The 15829-nt window shown below is 55.6% G+C and carries 14 protein-coding genes and 1 tRNA gene; 6 read left to right on the top strand and 9 right to left on the bottom strand.

The window, feature by feature from the left end:
- Positions 1 to 83: 83 nt before the first annotated feature.
- Positions 84 to 1946, top strand: a complete 1863-nt coding sequence (ftsH, locus tag SynA1825c_RS07900) for an ATP-dependent zinc metalloprotease FtsH (RefSeq protein WP_186468812.1) — start codon at positions 84 to 86, stop codon at positions 1944 to 1946.
- Positions 1943 to 4753, top strand: a complete 2811-nt coding sequence (locus SynA1825c_RS07895; protein WP_370593735.1) for a UPF0182 family protein — start codon at positions 1943 to 1945, stop codon at positions 4751 to 4753. The genes ftsH and SynA1825c_RS07895 overlap by 4 nt, the downstream gene beginning before the upstream one ends.
- Before the next feature lie 50 nt (positions 4754 to 4803).
- Here SynA1825c_RS07895 and SynA1825c_RS07890 read toward each other — a convergent pair whose 3' ends face one another.
- Complete coding sequence (locus tag SynA1825c_RS07890; protein WP_186468811.1) at positions 4804 to 5397, bottom strand: peroxiredoxin; 594 nt, start codon at positions 5395 to 5397, stop codon at positions 4804 to 4806.
- 151 nt (positions 5398 to 5548) lie between these two features.
- Between SynA1825c_RS07890 and SynA1825c_RS07885 the strand changes: the two genes are divergently transcribed.
- Positions 5549 to 5842, top strand: coding sequence for a hypothetical protein (locus SynA1825c_RS07885; RefSeq protein WP_186468810.1), 294 nt, complete (start codon positions 5549 to 5551; stop codon positions 5840 to 5842).
- 51 nt (positions 5843 to 5893) lie between these two features.
- Positions 5894 to 5967, top strand: a tRNA-Met gene (locus SynA1825c_RS07880).
- 128 nt (positions 5968 to 6095) lie between these two features.
- Here the strand turns inward: SynA1825c_RS07880 and SynA1825c_RS07875 are convergent.
- The 6 genes from SynA1825c_RS07875 to SynA1825c_RS07850 form a co-directional block, all read right to left on the bottom strand.
- Positions 6096 to 7088: a M23 family metallopeptidase gene (locus SynA1825c_RS07875; RefSeq protein WP_186468809.1), complete on the bottom strand. Its 993-nt coding sequence runs from the start codon at positions 7086 to 7088 to the stop codon at positions 6096 to 6098.
- 108 nt (positions 7089 to 7196) lie between these two features.
- A complete protein-coding gene (locus tag SynA1825c_RS07870) occupies positions 7197 to 7694 on the bottom strand; it encodes a tRNA (cytidine(34)-2'-O)-methyltransferase (protein ID WP_186468808.1) in 498 nt (165 codons plus the stop codon).
- Positions 7691 to 8245, bottom strand: a complete 555-nt coding sequence (cobU, locus tag SynA1825c_RS07865) for a bifunctional adenosylcobinamide kinase/adenosylcobinamide-phosphate guanylyltransferase (protein WP_186468807.1) — start codon at positions 8243 to 8245, stop codon at positions 7691 to 7693. The genes SynA1825c_RS07870 and cobU overlap by 4 nt, the downstream gene beginning before the upstream one ends.
- Positions 8232 to 9380, bottom strand: coding sequence for a proton extrusion protein PcxA (pxcA, locus tag SynA1825c_RS07860; RefSeq protein WP_186468806.1), 1149 nt, complete (start codon positions 9378 to 9380; stop codon positions 8232 to 8234). The genes cobU and pxcA overlap by 14 nt, the downstream gene beginning before the upstream one ends.
- Before the next feature lie 7 nt (positions 9381 to 9387).
- Complete coding sequence (gene psb32, locus SynA1825c_RS07855) at positions 9388 to 10065, bottom strand: photosystem II repair protein Psb32 (protein WP_186468805.1); 678 nt, start codon at positions 10063 to 10065, stop codon at positions 9388 to 9390.
- A gap of 30 nt (positions 10066 to 10095) precedes the next feature.
- On the bottom strand, positions 10096 to 10503 hold the full coding sequence (locus tag SynA1825c_RS07850) for a tellurite resistance TerB family protein (protein WP_222930036.1): 408 nt from the start codon (positions 10501 to 10503) through the stop codon (positions 10096 to 10098).
- Positions 10504 to 10570: 67 nt separating this feature from the next.
- Here SynA1825c_RS07850 and SynA1825c_RS07845 point away from each other — a divergent pair, with 67 nt between their 5' ends.
- Positions 10571 to 11236: a cofactor assembly of complex C subunit B gene (locus tag SynA1825c_RS07845; protein ID WP_186468804.1), complete on the top strand. Its 666-nt coding sequence runs from the start codon at positions 10571 to 10573 to the stop codon at positions 11234 to 11236.
- On the opposite strand, the gene lptC is transcribed toward SynA1825c_RS07845, so the two are convergent.
- Both lptC and metG read right to left on the bottom strand, forming a co-directional pair.
- Positions 11166 to 12314, bottom strand: a complete 1149-nt coding sequence (lptC, locus tag SynA1825c_RS07840) for an LPS export ABC transporter periplasmic protein LptC (protein WP_255478316.1) — start codon at positions 12312 to 12314, stop codon at positions 11166 to 11168. The genes SynA1825c_RS07845 and lptC overlap by 71 nt on opposite strands.
- 38 nt (positions 12315 to 12352) lie before the next feature.
- Positions 12353 to 13897, bottom strand: a complete 1545-nt coding sequence (gene metG / locus SynA1825c_RS07835; RefSeq protein ID WP_186471098.1) for a methionine--tRNA ligase — start codon at positions 13895 to 13897, stop codon at positions 12353 to 12355.
- Positions 13898 to 14056: 159 nt separating this feature from the next.
- Between metG and SynA1825c_RS07830 the strand changes: the two genes are divergently transcribed.
- Entirely contained in the window at positions 14057 to 15826 is a 1770-nt protein-coding gene (locus tag SynA1825c_RS07830) for an FAD-dependent oxidoreductase (RefSeq protein ID WP_186471097.1), read from the top strand.
- Positions 15827 to 15829: the final 3 nt, after the last annotated feature.

Genomic DNA, 15829 nt, shown 5'->3' with positions numbered 1-15829 from the left:
GGCGGATCTCTGCCAAACAGCCATGATCTACCTCCAAGAGCCCACTCGTCAAATCGCTAGTCTTTGCGGAACGCAGCAGCTGTGTGAGCCCAGAGCAGCCGACCCAGTTAGATCAGGGTGTTCCAGCATCCAAAGCCGCTTCTGAAGAGCGCCTGAGCAATCCCTTGTCCAGGTTTCGACCTGAACCTCCCCCGAGTTACAGCACACTTCTGAAGGAGATCAGTTCAGGATCCGTTCAAGACTTGGTGTTGATTCCAGGTCGCCGAGAAGTGATTGCGACCTTTTCTGACGGTCGGAAAGTCACGGTTCCAATCCTGGCGAACGACCAGCAGATTCTCCGAGTTGCTGAAGCCTCCGGGACTCCGCTCAACGTCAAGGATGTGCGACAAGAACAGGCACTGGCAGGTCTTGCTGGCAATTTTGCTCTGGTCGCTCTGATCGTGATCGGGCTTTCGTTGCTGTTGCGCCGTTCTGCACAAATGGCCAACAAAACCATGGGGTTTGGTCGCAGTCAGCCTCGAACCAGCGCTCAAGACGACGTCAGTGTTCGATTCGAGGATGTGGCTGGCATCGGCGAGGCCAAAGAAGAACTGCAGGAGGTGGTGACTTTCCTCAAGCAGCCCGAAACATTCATCAAGTTGGGTGCGCGCATTCCTAGAGGAGTGCTGCTCGTAGGGCCTCCAGGTACGGGTAAAACGCTTTTGGCCAAAGCCATTGCTGGCGAGGCCGGGGTTCCATTTTTCTCCATTGCAGCATCCGAGTTTGTTGAACTGTTTGTGGGTGTCGGTGCTAGCCGTGTCCGGGATTTGTTCCGGCAGGCCAAGGAGAAATCACCCTGCATCGTGTTCATTGATGAGATTGATGCCGTGGGCCGTCAGCGGGGCGCAGGCATCGGTGGGGGCAATGACGAACGCGAACAAACGTTGAACCAGCTGTTAACGGAGATGGATGGGTTCGCAGACAATTCCGGCGTGATCTTGCTTGCCGCGACCAACCGAGCGGATGTGCTCGATACGGCACTCATGCGTCCCGGCCGATTTGATCGGCGCATCCAGGTGGGGTTGCCGGATCGTCGCGGTCGAGAAGCGATCCTGTCTGTCCATGCCAGAACGCGACCCTTAAGTGATGAGGTGTCGCTGGCTGATTGGGCTCGGCGTACGCCAGGATTCTCAGGCGCTGATTTGGCCAATCTCCTCAACGAAGCTGCGATCCTGACTGCGCGGCATGAAGTGTCTTTTCTGGGGAACAGGCAATTAGAGGAAGCGCTTGAGCGGATCACCATGGGGCTGACTGCTGCACCTCTGCAGGACGGAGCCAAAAAACGACTGATTGCGTATCACGAAATCGGTCATGCCCTTGTGGCAGCCTTGACTCCTCATGCTGATCCGGTCGACAAGGTCACCTTGTTGCCACGCAGCGGAGGTGTTGGGGGATTCACGCGTTTTTTCCCCGATGAAGAAATCATCGATTCAGGCCTCGTAACCAGGGCCTATTTGCAGGCACGATTGGTGATGGCCCTCGGCGGACGTGCCGCTGAGATCGTTGTTTTTGGAGATTCCGAGGTCACGCAAGGAGCCAGCGGTGATTTGCAAATGGTCACTCAACTTGCTCGTGAGATGGTGACGCGATTCGGGTTCTCAGACCTTGGTCCTGTTGCACTGGAAGGGCAAGACCAGGAGGTGTTTCTGGGTCGGGATCTCATGCAGACACGTCAGGCCTACGCAGAAAGCACCGGACGGGAGATTGATCAGCGGATCCGTGAACTCGCGAGCCATTCGTTGCAACAGGCCATCGCTCTTCTCACCCCAAGAAGGGAACTGATGGACCGCTTAGTCGAGGCGTTGATCGAGGAAGAAACATTGCAGTCGGATCGTTTCCATGCACTGGCAGGGATCGACGCCACGGCGGATCGCCTTAGCCTGGATCAGCTGCCAGCTAAGGCTTGAGCCGGCTGAATCAAGGCCTTCAAAAGTCGTCAGGAGCATTGGCGCGTTGGTCGCTTCTCCTCATTCCTGCTGTCTGGCTGCTGGCCAGACTTCTGGTTGAAAAGGCCTGGTTTGCACAGTTTCAGCTCGAGCATCTGTACACCCAGCGGCTCGTTTATCAGCTGATCGGTGGTGCGTTGTCTCTTCTGCTGGTTTGCGTCTGCGCCACGTGGCGACATCACTGGATGCGTGCCTATGTGCCGACGCCGCAGGGGCACATTCCGACCCTGCGCGGCAGCACTTACACGTTGTCGTTGCTGGCCTGTCTGATCGTTCTGTTGGCCGTGTTGGGCGTGTCCACTCGCCTCGCATGGCTGGCCTGGACGGACCCGATGCATCTCGGGCACTGGTGGAGCGTCCCCTTCGATCCGGGATGGCCAGCGCTGAGCCTCAGCATTCTGTTGCTTCTGCTCGTAACTCTAGGGTTGACGCGAATTCGTCGCCTGAGCCTCGCTTTCCTCTACGGCAGTGTCTGCGTGTGTCTCGTTGCCGCGCGTAGTTGGGCACTTTGGGCACTAGCCATTGCGATTCCCGATTCAGGCCGGATTGAGTCTGTTCTGGGTGCGGATTTGAGCTTTGGTCTGGGACGCTTTTCTGCTCTAGCCCTCGCAGGGGAGCTGTCGCTCATCCTGCTGCTTCTCACCCTCAGCACATCGCTGTGGACCCGTTTGACACGGTCACCCTGTCTGAGCGATTGGGGTTTTCCTGGGTGGACTTCCCGTGAACGTCAACTGCTCAGACCAGCGTTCGCTCTGCTGATGTTGGTGCTGGCCGCACTGGTGTGGTTGTCGCGCCACCAGTTGCTCTGGACCCAGAGCGGACTCCTTGCTGGAGCCGGTTGGGTGGGTGTTCACCTTGTACTGCCCTTGCGTGCTGGGGTTTCGCTACTTCTAGTGCTTCTCGCGTTCACTTACCTGCCTTGGATTAACACGATTTATCGACATCGCAGAGGGTTGAGGATCACGTTCTTTGGTCTTGCCTGCACAGCACTGATCACTGAACTTCTGCTGGCTCCAGCTCTTCAATGGATGGTGGTTCGACCACGCGAATTGAGGCTCGAGACGCCTTATCTCAATAAGGCCATTGAGTCCACGAGGCATGGCTATCAATTGGATGCAATTCAATCATCTGAATTCAGGCCCAATCGTGAGCTAACCAACCAAGATTTGGAAAAAGGAGAAAGCACACTTGAGAATATTCGCCTTTGGGACAGTCAACCTCTCCTTGCATCCAACCGACAACTCCAGCAACTCCGTGTTTACTACCAATTCGCAAATGCGTCAGTCGACCGCTACCCCCTCAGTGCAGAGCGAGCTGTAAATCAACAAGTGATTATTTCGGCCCGTGAACTCGACCAGTCTGCTCTTCCCGCTGGCTCCAAAACCTGGCAAAACAGGCATTTCGTGTTCACCCACGGATTCGGGTTCACCCTCAATCCTGTGAATATCAGTGATCCTGACAACCTACCGGCCTATTTCATTAGCGATTTAGGTCGGTCCACACAGATTGAAGGAAATGAAACGCTGGGGATTACGCGAGAGGATGTCAAACGCGAAGTTCCAATTGGCCGTGCAGCACTTTATTTTGGGACTCTGCCCTCGCCCTACGCGATTGCACCCTCAAAGATTGAAGAATTTGATTATCCGGAGGGAGACAAGAATACTTACAATCACTATTCCGGAATGGCTGGAGTTCCTCTCCGTCAATTCTGGCAGCGTGTTGCTGCATCGATCTATCTCGCTGAACCGCGCCTGTTAAGTACGGGTTCATTGAACTCGGAATCACGTCTGCAGCTGCGACGTGATGTCAAGCAACGCGTCAGTGCTCTGGCACCCTTCCTCGACTTCATGGGTGATCCCTACCTGGTGTCGGTTCCTCTCGAGGACGGTGCTGAGGGTTATCAACAAGATCAGCATCAATATTGGATTGTTGATGGCTACACCTCATCACGAACACTGCCCTATGCATCGATATTGCCAGACGGGCGTCCGATTCGATATTTGCGTAATTCAGTGAAAGTGATTGTGGACGCTTACAACGGCTCCGTTCATTTTTACGTCAGTGAACCTGATGACCCAATCATTCAGGGCTGGGCACGCTTGTTTCCTGATCTGCTTCAACCATTGGATGGAATGCCAAGGATTTTGAAATCACATCTCATGGTTCCGCAAGTTCAATTTGAGCTTCAGGTGCAGCAACTCCTCCGTTATCACGTAACCGATCCAAGAACGTTTTACAACGGGGATGATGTGTGGCAAGTGCCAAAAGAACTTTATGGATCCGATCAAATCCCTGTTGCCCCTTATCACATTACGGCTCAGCTTCCATCCAGTGATGAATCTGAATTCTTGTTATTGCAGCCTTTAACGCCACTGGCTCGACCCAACCTCTCAGCATGGTTAGCAGCACGAAGTGACGGTGAAAACTACGGAAAGCTCGAGTTGATTCGATTCCCGAGTGATGTTCCAACGTTTGGTCCTGAGCAGGTGCAAGCATTGATCAATCAGGATCCTCAGATTAGTTCACAATTCGGTCTATGGGACCGTGCTGGTTCGCAGGTGATTCAGGGAAATTTACTGGTTCTCCCAGTTGGCAATTCACTGTTGTATGTCGAGCCCATATACATCAAAGCCAGGCTAGGTGGACTACCTACATTGGCTCGAGTCGTTGTCAGTAATGGACGCAGAGTAGCGATGGCCAGTGATCTCGATTCAGCGCTTGATATGTTGCTGAATGATCGCAGCATGGTGGTGACGGATAATCCATAAAAAAAGGCCCATCGAAATGGGCCTCGTCACACTATCGCTGAGTGTTCAAGTCAGTTGATTGCTGCGAAAAACTCCTTGCTTCCGACAGGATCAGGTTTCATGGTTTTTTCACCAGGCGTCCAGTTGGCGGGGCAGACCTCGTCAGGATTGGATTGCACGTACTGGAATGCCTGAAGAACGCGCAATGTCTCATCAACATTCCGGCCCACCGGCAGGTTGTTGATTGTGGCGTGCATGATCACACCATCGGGATCAATGATGAACAGGCCGCGAAGAGCGACACCTTCGTCCTCGTCAAGAACGTTGTAAGCCGTGGAGATCTCTTTCTTGAGATCAGCGACGAGGGGATAGTTGATGTCGCCGAGGCCGCCTTCGTTACGGGCGGTCTGAATCCATGCCAGGTGGCTGAACTGACTGTCGACAGACACGCCGAGAACCTCAGTGTTCTTGCTGGAGAAGTCCGCATAGCGATCGCTGAAGGCGGTGATCTCCGTGGGACACACAAAGGTGAAATCCAGGGGATAGAAAAACAGGACCACGTACTTGCCGCGGTACTGAGACAGGGTGATTTCCTTGAATTCCTGGTCAACCACTGCTGTGGCTGTGAAATCGGGGGCCTGTTGGCCCACGCGCAGCGAGGACATGTTGGTGATGCGAAAGTTGGCAGGAAAGCGAACGGAGCTAGGACGTAGTCGTTCCGACTTCCACTTGCATGAATCAAGCTATCACGGCTGCTTGGGCGATTGCGTGGTCTTGCTTGCTTTGGATCGCACCATCGACTCTTAAAGTACACCTATGATTCAATCCTCGATGTCCTGGGATCCGGCTCTTCTCAGGAAGTTCAGCAGTACTGGGCACTTCCGTTTGCTCAACCAGGTGCGCAGTGAGCTCAGCACCCAGCCTCTGGAGCGGGATCCACAAACAAGGGCTCTGATGCTCAAGGCACGCCCCCATCGGGGACAGCCTGTCAGGCAGCAACGCCGTCCCAATGCAATTCCCGATGGGCGCGTATCCCTCGTTGATGATCATGCCGAGCAGTCCTCGCCTAAATCATTCCGCGAACGACTCAATGCGATTGAGATGCGCTGAGCGATCGGGACACCCCGAGATGTATGATTCGGCCTGGCCAATTGGCCAATCGTCAGAGTAGCTCAGCTGGTTAGAGCACAGGATTCATAACCCTGAGGTCGAGAGTTCAAGTCTCTCCTCTGACATTTTTTATTCGACTTGATTGATACTTTATCGATTAATTTCGAGCGTCTAATTCGTATCAATGCGATAGGAATGGCTGCCCTAAAGCAGCCAACTTCCGTTCTGATTTGTCACTCTTAGAAACTCAGCTTCAAACACGCTGCGTGGGTAACAGAGCCATGGGATCAAGCGCAGCTCCGCCATCACGACGAATTTCAAAGTGGAGGTGTGGACCTGTGCTGCGACCTGTGCTTCCCATCAAAGAGATTTTGGTACCTTGTGGAACAAGTTGCCCCTTTTTCACCAACAGTCTGCTGTTATGGGCATATCGGGTCGAGGAGCCATCGGGGTGGGCAATCTCCACCATGTAGCCATAACCGCCACTGCTCCAGCCTGAAAACGTGATCAAGCCGCTTTTCGCAGCAAGGATTGGAGTTCCAACATTGTTGGCAATATCGATCCCTTTATGCATACGGCCCCAGCGCCATCCATAGCCCGAAGTAAACACACCTTTTGTGGGCCACGCATAGGACTGGTTATCACCGAACCCTTCCAGGTCGGAAAAGTTCGGCAATTGCGGCCAACTTGCCCCTCCCGATTGCAGCGGGCGAACAGCGAGGAGAGATTGCGCGTTGGCTGCAGGAACATTGCTGTCGATGGTGAGCTTGCTGAGCTCGATGCCTGGATTCAGGCTCCTCAGCTTTTCAATGGAGATGCCGTGGTCGCGCACCAGGCTGGCAAGACTGTGATTCGGATGACTTTCAACGGCGTTCTGCAGGGTTGGTGGCGCGCTCAGTGGAGCTGTAGTCCGCAGGTTGTCTCCCTCAAACCGAGTTGAGAGCAGAACCTGATCCTGGCTGGATTTCGGCAAAACAATCCATGTGCCCGCCTTCAGGAGCGTTCTGGATGGTTTGTCATTGATTTCAGCGAGTTCGTTGAGCGAGAGGTCTAATGCTCTGGAAATGCTGCTCAATTCGCTGTCTGCAGCCAAAGGAACCCAAATGTATTCGGGAGCTGTGGTCAGCGCTGTTAACAAAGGCGGAGGCGGAACATGCTGTGGATCTGCATAGCCAGACAGCTGCGACACCACGAAAAGGGCACTGCTTGAGGTCAGAGCGGTGACTACGAAGAGCAGTGGCTTCATCCAACAAAGCGTGAGGAACAATCCCGAAGAAGCCGCCACAACCCGGGATCGGGCTGAAAGTAGCGAGCGGAACAGGTTGGTGCAAGAGCTGGCGTGGCAGCTCGTCAATCACCACAGCTCCAAACTCAGACCCGCTTGAAAACAAACAATGGCGCATGCCACCGAGAGGTTCAGGCTTCGGACACCGCCTTGGCCATCCTCCGCGGCACTGCAAGGCATCGGAATTGTCAGTATTTTCTCGCAGCGGTCACGGATTGGATCTGGAAGACCGATGTCTTCCCTTCCAAAAAGGAGCACATCGCCCTGCTGAAAGGTCATGTGCTGCAAGGATTCACCACCACGCCGGCTGCAGCCAATCAGCCTTGATGGCGATGTGAGGTCAGTGCGAAATTGCTCGAAATCACGATGCACGGAGAGATCAACATGCGGCCAGTAATCGAGGCCTGCCCGTTTAAGTTGGCGATCGTCGATCGAGAACCCCAAAGGTTCAATCAGCGACAGAGGAAGACCGAAGGCTGCACAGGTTCGGGCGATGTTGCCGGTGTTGGGTGGAATGCGCGGCTCAAACAAGGCCACTCTGAGGGGTGGAGCGATCCGGTTGGTCATTGAGGAACGGCGACTCCGACGGAGTGCAGATTCACTGCGCGCCCCTGCACAACCAGCCAGCTGGCGCTGGCATGACGTTCAAGCAGCTGAGCCAGCTCACCTTGTCGATCACGGAACCTGCCACCGACTGCTGTCGCTGGAACCACGCCCCATCCTGTTTCTTCAACCACCATCACAACCGGTTGCGAGCGGGCCAGTAAGGCGTGCATCAGGTGGCTTGTGACCTTGTTCCACGCATCAGCATCCAGATCGAGGTAAGAGGCGGTGAAGCCCCCCAGAGCATCGATCAACAAGGTCTGATTGGCTGGGATTGTGTGCATCGCACCAGCCAGATCCGCTCCGCACTCCACAACGCTCCAACGCGAGGGACGTCGTTGTCGATGGCGAAGGATGCGTTGTTGCCAATTGGCATCTTTGGGACGTGGTGCCGATGTGGCGACGTAGGTCACATCGGAATGTTGTTCAACGAGGTGTTCAGCCCAACGGCTCTTGCCACTACGACTGGGACCGGTGACCAGGACTAAGCCAGCGGTGAGATCAACCACCGCCATTCATGCCACGCAGCGTGGCCACAGAGGATGGGCTCACACGGTTGAGGTATCGGAATATCCAATATTTGAAAATCGTCGCCAGGATCACTGGAAACGTGGCGATGAACAGAAGAATGAAGTTTTCTCGTGCTGGGAATCCGAAATGATTGGCGATGCCGTCCAGGAGCACCGTCCAACCTTCAGGGCTATGAAAACCAACAAAAATATCTGTGAATAGAATAATGGCGAAGGCTTTGGCTGAATCGCTTAGTCCATAAACAGCTTCGTCAAAAAATCCTCGAAGGACGCGCAGCTCTTCCCTGCTAGAAATGCAAACAAACACAAAAGCAATGGTTGCTGCGAGATCAGCCAGCACATTTTTCACTGCATGGGTGCTTTCAGAATCAGCTTCCTGTTTAAGCTCTTCGGCTTTAGCGGCTAATTTCTGCTGAAGCTCATCCTGGGTTGGAATTGAGTTCCCCCTGAGCAGCGCATCAAATTCGATTTCTGCTTTGTACACCCTCAGTTTTTCGACAGCCTGTTCTTCAAGCTGGGGTTTGGGGTAACTCAAAAAAGGAAGATCGGGAGCAAAGTGATCAACGGCAGGACTGATGATGTAGGTGCGGCTGACCTGCTGAACCAGCAGAGGCACAAGGATCAGCAGCAACAAGACCTTTAACGAAATCAGCGTTGAATCACGCCTTCGACGAAAGCCAGCGACCAGCGTTGCTTCTGCGGCAGGATTGAGCTGACGGCGCAGCGTGTCGAAGATGCCGAGAAGAGATCTTGGCAACGGGTCCGGCGAACGGCTGATCGTGGGGGCATTGCTGGCACGTCGTGGGTTATAGCGATTGACGACGCTTTCGATCAACTGCAACTGCCTCAGCTCCTGTGGATCGAGCTGACCACGTTGATATTCGAGCTTGTCCAAGGACGAGCGGCAAACATTGATCGCAGCTCTGAATTTGCGCAGAACCGTGGCCTGAACCGAGCTCGGAACGGACAGCTCAAGCTCGGGACGAATGGGGCGGTCGCCGTAATACTCGAGCTCAAGACTCTGGATTAACAGAGCGGCCTCATAGCCACGATCAAGGTCGGCATTGGCATTGAGGGCTTTCGCCTTGCCGAAGGTGTCAAGCCAGTTGCGTCCTGCCATCGTGTCGTCAGCGGGAGAAGATCCACCAAGTAGCCATCGGAACTATGGTGCCGACCACCAGAAGAACGACAACCCATGTGAAGGCGTTGCTCTCTTGGGTTTCTTCAGCTGTGGGTACGTTGGTCGGAAGCGCTACACGTTCGACCTGCACCGGAGGGCCTGGATCCTCTCCACCGTTTAAAACGGTTTCGATGCGCTCTACACCATCCAGGGTGGCCTGACGGAAACGATCCCCATCGCGCAGTGGTTGGCTCATCGTGGTGCGACCTGTGCTGCGCAACAACGACTCAGGCAACTGTTCCAACAGTGCTGGGGACGCGACGACCGCAGCCTGCTTGCTTTGAGTTTCTTCCAGGAAGATCAGCAGTGGACGATCGGTCTGACCGGTACCAGCTTCCCAGCGCCCCAGCAACTCTTCTCCAAACGCTGGCAGGCTCAATCCATAATCCAGACGCCGCACTGTGACCAGCCGTGCGTCGACATGAAACTGATCCAACTCCTGCAAACGAGCGGTGATTTCGTTCCGACTGGCGCGACTCAGAACATCAGCAGAGTCCACCACAGCATCCTCTGGAGGTGCAGCGGGAAAGTCCTGAGCTGAAACTGCCATGGCCATCGGGGCCCCAAGCAAGACGCAGAGGAGACCTGCAAGCAACCCGCCTGTGAGCTTGGTGAATCGGTTCATGAGCCGCCTCGTTGTCGTGACAGTCTGCACTCAGCTGGACAAGCTGTCGCGGTGGAGGGCCATGATCGCCTCCATCACAACCACAGCGCGACCATCAGGAAGTGACACACTCTCGCAGAGTTGCTGGAGGAACGTGCTCTCTTCCGGAGTGACCTGGCGATCGGCATGGGCGAGCTGAACCGCAAGTGCAAGGGCGGTTTCTTGCTGGGGAGCAGTCAAGGCGGGCAAGGCTTCACCGACGAGCTGGTTGACGCCGGATTCCCTAAGTGTGTTCAACAGGCGATCGAACAGGGACCCCATCTCCTGTTCCGTGCAGTTTTTGTAGGGCGTCCGATATTCCAATGACCGCCTCAATGCATGCGCTTCCTCGCGACCGAGGGTTCCATCGCAGGCCACAGCTGCGAGAGCAATGGCGGCAAAAGCGTCTGCGTCGGTCATACCGGCTCGTCGGTGCTGACCCATTTGAGCAAGAGTGAACCAATCTGACTGCACCTTGCCGTTCGTCATGCCCGGCTCAGCACGCCTTTGTTTGTTCTCTGGCCTCCTGGTGCTGGGCTTGGCCGTGTTCAATGCGCTTTCTGCCGACACATTTCCGCCGGCGCTTCAAAGAGCCGAAGTGCTTGCGGGAATGGCAGGCGTGGGTCTGATGCTGGTCGCGGTGTTGTGGACCCGTGCTGTCCCTCGGAACCCCGAGGCTGTGAATCTTGAGGGTGAGCAGGGTCTAGTGATCGCAGAGGGTCTGACCGATGAATTGCGAACAGAACTCGCCTGGGGCAGTCATCAATTTCTGACAGCCACTTCAGCTGCATCCTTCCTTGTCTACTGGGACGATGTCGTGCTGATTCGACGGGGGCTGATCACCGACAGCACGTTTCAGCCCGGTGAGATCTGTCGCCGCAGCAAGAATCGTCAGGAATTGATTTCACTGGTGAAAACGGCGTTGTATCCAGGTCGCGCGGAATTTGATGCCGTTTTGCCTGGATTGCCTGCGGTGATGGTGCAACCCTTGGGAGAACGAGGCTGGATCGTGTTGGGCGGTTGGTCGGAACGATGCTTCACCCGTGCTGATGAGCGCTGGCTGACGGGTTGGGCTGAACGACTCAAAACTCAACTGGAGCGGATTGGTTCCGACGACCTGAAGATGGATCCTGTTCATCAGACCGGAACCTGACCTGAGATTCCACCTTGCCCCCCGGGGCGGTGAAGGTGATCAAACCCTCTTCCCCCACACGTCCTTCCAATCGGCTGGCCCGTGTGATTTGGTCATTGGCTTCGCGTAGGAGTTGAACATTGCCTTCTGCGAGAACCTCTTCTGATTGCCAGTTCCACAGACATCGATCTGCAGTCAGCTTTTCGCCAGGTTGTTCAATCCTGCAATCCGAGATGACGTCAACTGTGGTGTCGTTGAGATCGGCTCGGAAACGCCCTCCAGCAATCTGCGCTTCATCCAAATCAGCCTCAAACGGTTGCTCGCTACGGATGGTCTGTTCACGGAAATTCCAAGTGGTGTCTTGGGCGCGAAGCACGCCCTTTTCGCGTGGAATCTGAACATTCACCGGTGCTTGCACCGTGATGTCTCCTTGGATGGTGTTACCCCGTAGGTTCTGACCTTGCAGTTGTTCCAGAACTGTTCCTTCCTCATCGCGACGCTGTCCGAGCACTGGCCCCTGAGCATTCAGCAGGCCCGTGTCGAGGTTCCACTGGGCTGGACCGGTTCGAAGCGTCGTGTCTGGATTTGACGCGTCCGCGTCCTCGTTCCAACGCTCCAGCTCGACAACACCGTTGAGCGTGAGATCGTTGGTCCGTTGCTGCAGTTGCGCTTCACTGGCACCAATGCGTGAGGTGCCATCTGTGGCCCTTGGGCGCTGCTCAATCAGTAACAGTCCTTGCTCTGGTTGCCAACGCAGACGGTCTCCCTGAATTAATAACTTCGCACCGTTCAATTGCTGCAGGCGGACGTCACCTTCCAGCAAGATCTGTTCACCGTCGTTGACAACCAGTGCCAGATCCGATTGCACCCTGAATGACGGTTTGCCGTCTTTGTAGAGCAAGGCGATGGGGTCTCGGGCTCGGACCAGTTGTCGGCTGAGTTCATAACGAGCTTCTGGACTATTGAGACTCCAATCCATCAAGCCATCGGGCTTTTTCTGGTTCAGTTTGAGTGAGCGAAACACGAAAGGAGGTGCTTCGCTGGTGGATCCAGAGCCTTCATCAGCACATCCAATCAACCCGGTGATGACCGCAAGCATGGCCACCCTCAGCGCAGCTCTGGCACGCATCCTCACCATCACAGCGGTGCGTCAAGTTCAAGACGCTGCATCACCGGTTCAGGCTTCGGCAGTGAACCCCCAGGGGTTAGCTGCCCCCAAGTCAGAGCCTTGATCCACGCCGTTTGGGTTGGGGCAAGGTTCAGCTGGCTGAGGATCCTGGCGCTGAGATCGGGAACGATGGGTTGGAGAAGAATCCCGACATAACGGGCGCATTCGAGAACGGCATAAAGGTCCTCTCCGACCTGTTGTTCCTGGCCAGGTTGTTTCATGCGGCTCCACGGGGCCTGTTCATTGAGAAAACCGTTGGCGTCGATGGCCAGTTGAAGCACGGCCTCACACGCTTTGTGGAATGCAAGATCCTGAATCGATCTGCGAACAACAGCTGCGGTTTGTTCGGCTTTGTCACGGAGCACGTGAGTTGAGCGAACAGCATCCACATCCACAGGAAGGGATTCATCGAACCATTTCCGAGACATGGAGGAGGTTCGATTCAGCAGATTTCCGATGGTGTTGGCCAGATCATTGTTGACGAGGTCCAGGAAGCGTTGCTGTTGGAAATCACCGTCTTCACCAAATTGAATATCGCGCAAGAGATACCAGCGCACAGCGTCCGTCCCGCATTGCTGAAGGAGATGTTCAGGGTCAAGAACATTTCCAAGTGATTTGCCCATCTTCTGGCCTTCTCGGGTGAGGAAGCCATGGCCGAAGACTCTCTTAGGAACGGGCAAACCTGCCGACAGCAACATCGCTGGCCAATACACAGCGTGAAAGCGAAGGATGTCCTTTCCAATCACATGCACATCGGCTGGCCATCCGATTGAGGCCAAACGTTCAAGGTCGACGGGTCCCCCGTCGTCAAGCAGCGCCGTCAGATACCCAAGCAGAGCATCGAACCACACATAGAAGGTATGTCCTGGGTGACCCGGTACAGGAAGACCCCACGACACATTGACCCGAGAGATCGAAAAGTCGCGCAAGCCTCCGGCCACGAAGTTCTCCACTTCGCGCTTGCGGCTGCTGGGAGCGATGAATCCTGGTTGAGCGATCAAGGATTCGATCTGTTCCTGAAACTGGGACAGGCAGAAGAACAGATTCTCTTCATCGCGCCACTCAAGGGGTTTGCGATGAATCGGACAATCCGGTGATTCCGCATCGGCGGGATCGTCCTTGAATTCTTCGCAATCAACGCAATACCAACCTTCCTGGTGACCTGTACGGATGTGGCCAGCCGCTTCACAACGGCGAAAGAACTCCTGAACCAAGGGCAGGTGCCGGTCGCTGGTGGTGCGCACGAACCGGTCGTTGCTAATGCCCCATTCCGTCCATAATTGGGAATATTGGCTCGAAATCAGATCGCAGTGGTCCTGCGGGCTGATGTGCTGCGATTCCGCCGTGCGCTGAATCTTCTGACCGTGCTCATCCACGCCGGTGATGAACACTACGGAGTTCCCTTCCAAGCGCTGGAACCTTGCCAGGGCATCGCAGGCGATCGTGGTGTAAGTGCTGCCAAGGTGGGGCTTGGCATTGACGTAATAAAGCGGAGTTGTGAGGCTGTAGGTCATCGCTTCGGCGTTCTCCTGTGGCCCCTTGCTCAAGGGTGGGATCTTAACGACCCCCTTCCCAACCCACCTCCTTGATTGCCACTGAAAGCGTCGGTCCAGTGGACGAGTGAGCCGGGCTGGTTCCATCCGCCCTTTTCTGATCGCATCTTGGTTTTCGCCATGGCCTTCAACATCGACGCAGTGGATGTGCTGGTTTGGGGTGGTGGAACCGGTGGTGTCGCCGCAGCCCTTCAGGCAGCGCGTGGAGGGGCGTCCACACTTCTGCTGACCCCTGGCTCCTGGTTGGGGGGGATGGTCAGTGCTGCTGGTGTGTGTTGTCCCGATGGAAATGAACTGACGCCCTGGCAGACAGGACTCTGGGGGGCATTTTTGCGGGAACTTGAACGCCGTGAACCAGAGGGTCTTGATCACAACTGGGTGAGTTGCTTCGGCTACCGACCGACAACCGCTGAGTGCGTTCTCCAGGATTGGGTTCATAACGAATCACGCCTGCAGTGGTGGCCGGAGTGTTCGTTGAAAGAGGTAGAGCGCCAGGGAGCACGAATTCAGGCTGTGCAGGTGGCTGTTGCGAACCAGCGCCAACGGATTGCTTGTGAGGTTGTGATTGACGGCAGCGATCGCGGTGATCTGCTGCCCTTGGCAGGCGCGGCCTTTCGCTTCGGCTGGGAGGATCAGGAGCAGTGGGATGAACCCAGCGCTCCATCGCGTCAGCGACTGCAGTCAGACCCTTTCTTCCGCAACCAGCCCGTTCAGTCGCCCACTTGGGTGGTGATGGGACAACTTCAGGGCAATCCGCTGGCATGGCCGGAACCAGAACGCAACGATGATCCATCGCCTGCGCGCTTGCCAGCTCCCTTTAAACAGGCCTGTTCAGCCTTTGGTCTGACCAAAACACTGACCTATGGACGTTTGCCTACAGGGTTGGTGATGCTGAATTGGCCCTTGCATGGCAATGACTGGCATCAGCGGCTTGAGCGTGCTTTTGGCACGGATGCACAAGCTGAGGCGCTGTTGTTCAACGAAATGCAGCAACACAGCCTTCACTTCGCTGAGGCTTTGCGAGATGCCACTGACGGTCGACTGTCATTGGGGCGCGCCTTCCCAAGCGATTCCGGTTGTCCCTCCCCTTGGTTGGCTCCAATGCCCTATTGGCGAGAGGGGCGGCGCATGGTGGGCCTGAGCACGGTGATCGAACAGCATCTGCTTCCGCAGGACAGCGATCACTTGGTTGGGAAGCCACCCATGGATGACTCGGGGACGTTGCAAGCCATTGCCATCGGCAATTACGCCAATGATCACCACTATCCCGGAGAAGACTGGCCATTGGCTCCCAAAAGTTGTCGATGGGGAGGTCGCTGGACTGGGACGCCCTTTTCCATCCCCTATGGCGCTCTGGTGAGTGCTGACATCGACAACCTTCTGGCTGCAGACAAGGCCTTCAGCACCAGCCACATGGCCAACGGTGCAACCCGATTACAACCCTTGATCTTGAATGTGGGTCAAGCGGCTGGCATGGCAGCGGCTCTCGCTGTGGAAACGGCAACTCAGCCCTCGGCGCTGTCTGTGCGTGCCCTGCAGATGCGCTTGATCAACGATGCTCATGCGCCTTCCGCTGTGGTTCCTCTCTGGGATACCCCATGGCATCACACGCAATGGCGACAGCGCCAGATTCGGGCGCTTGATCGCCATCAGCTCGAGCCGGCATCGCTTCAAACGCATCGCGCTGGCGCCATTTGGCAGGGGTGGATTCACCGTGATGATCAGGGTGGTTTCCGGTTTGAACAGAAGGGCCAAGAATCCATCCCTTTGATCACCCTTGAGCCTGCTGTTCATGACAGCCTTGAGCAGATCGATGCGTCGAGGTCAGTGACGCTTGATGGCATCCGCAACCCCTGGGGACCCTGGCTGCGCGTCACCAGTGTCAACTGATGC

The organism is Synechococcus sp. A18-25c, from assembly GCF_014280035.1.
In the GTDB taxonomy this organism is placed as follows: Bacteria; Cyanobacteriota; Cyanobacteriia; order PCC-6307; family Cyanobiaceae; genus Synechococcus_C.
The sequence above is the reverse complement of the archived record's forward strand: the minus strand, read 5'-3'. Positions and strand labels throughout refer to the sequence as shown.

Bases quoted from the DNA above. Each gene is read 5' to 3' on its own strand.
- SynA1825c_RS07870 (WP_186468808.1), bottom strand. From the start codon at position 7,694: ATGACCAACCGGATCGCTCCACCCCTCAGAGTGGCCTTGTTTGAGCCG.
- SynA1825c_RS07845 (WP_186468804.1), top strand. From the start codon at position 10,571: ATGCCCGGCTCAGCACGCCTTTGTTTGTTCTCTGGCCTCCTGGTGCTG.
- SynA1825c_RS07885 (WP_186468810.1), top strand. From the start codon at position 5,549: ATGATTCAATCCTCGATGTCCTGGGATCCGGCTCTTCTCAGGAAGTTC.
- psb32 (WP_186468805.1), bottom strand. From the start codon at position 10,065: ATGAACCGATTCACCAAGCTCACAGGCGGGTTGCTTGCAGGTCTCCTC.
- cobU (WP_186468807.1), bottom strand. From the start codon at position 8,245: ATGGCGGTGGTTGATCTCACCGCTGGCTTAGTCCTGGTCACCGGTCCC.
- SynA1825c_RS07890 (WP_186468811.1), bottom strand. From the start codon at position 5,397: ATGTCCTCGCTGCGCGTGGGCCAACAGGCCCCCGATTTCACAGCCACA.
- pxcA (WP_186468806.1), bottom strand. From the start codon at position 9,380: ATGGCAGGACGCAACTGGCTTGACACCTTCGGCAAGGCGAAAGCCCTC.
- SynA1825c_RS07850 (WP_222930036.1), bottom strand. From the start codon at position 10,503: ATGACCGACGCAGACGCTTTTGCCGCCATTGCTCTCGCAGCTGTGGCC.
- metG (WP_186471098.1), bottom strand. From the start codon at position 13,897: ATGACCTACAGCCTCACAACTCCGCTTTATTACGTCAATGCCAAGCCC.
- SynA1825c_RS07875 (WP_186468809.1), bottom strand. From the start codon at position 7,088: ATGAAGCCACTGCTCTTCGTAGTCACCGCTCTGACCTCAAGCAGTGCC.
- lptC (WP_255478316.1), bottom strand. From the start codon at position 12,314: ATGCTTGCGGTCATCACCGGGTTGATTGGATGTGCTGATGAAGGCTCT.
- SynA1825c_RS07830 (WP_186471097.1), top strand. From the start codon at position 14,057: ATGGCCTTCAACATCGACGCAGTGGATGTGCTGGTTTGGGGTGGTGGA.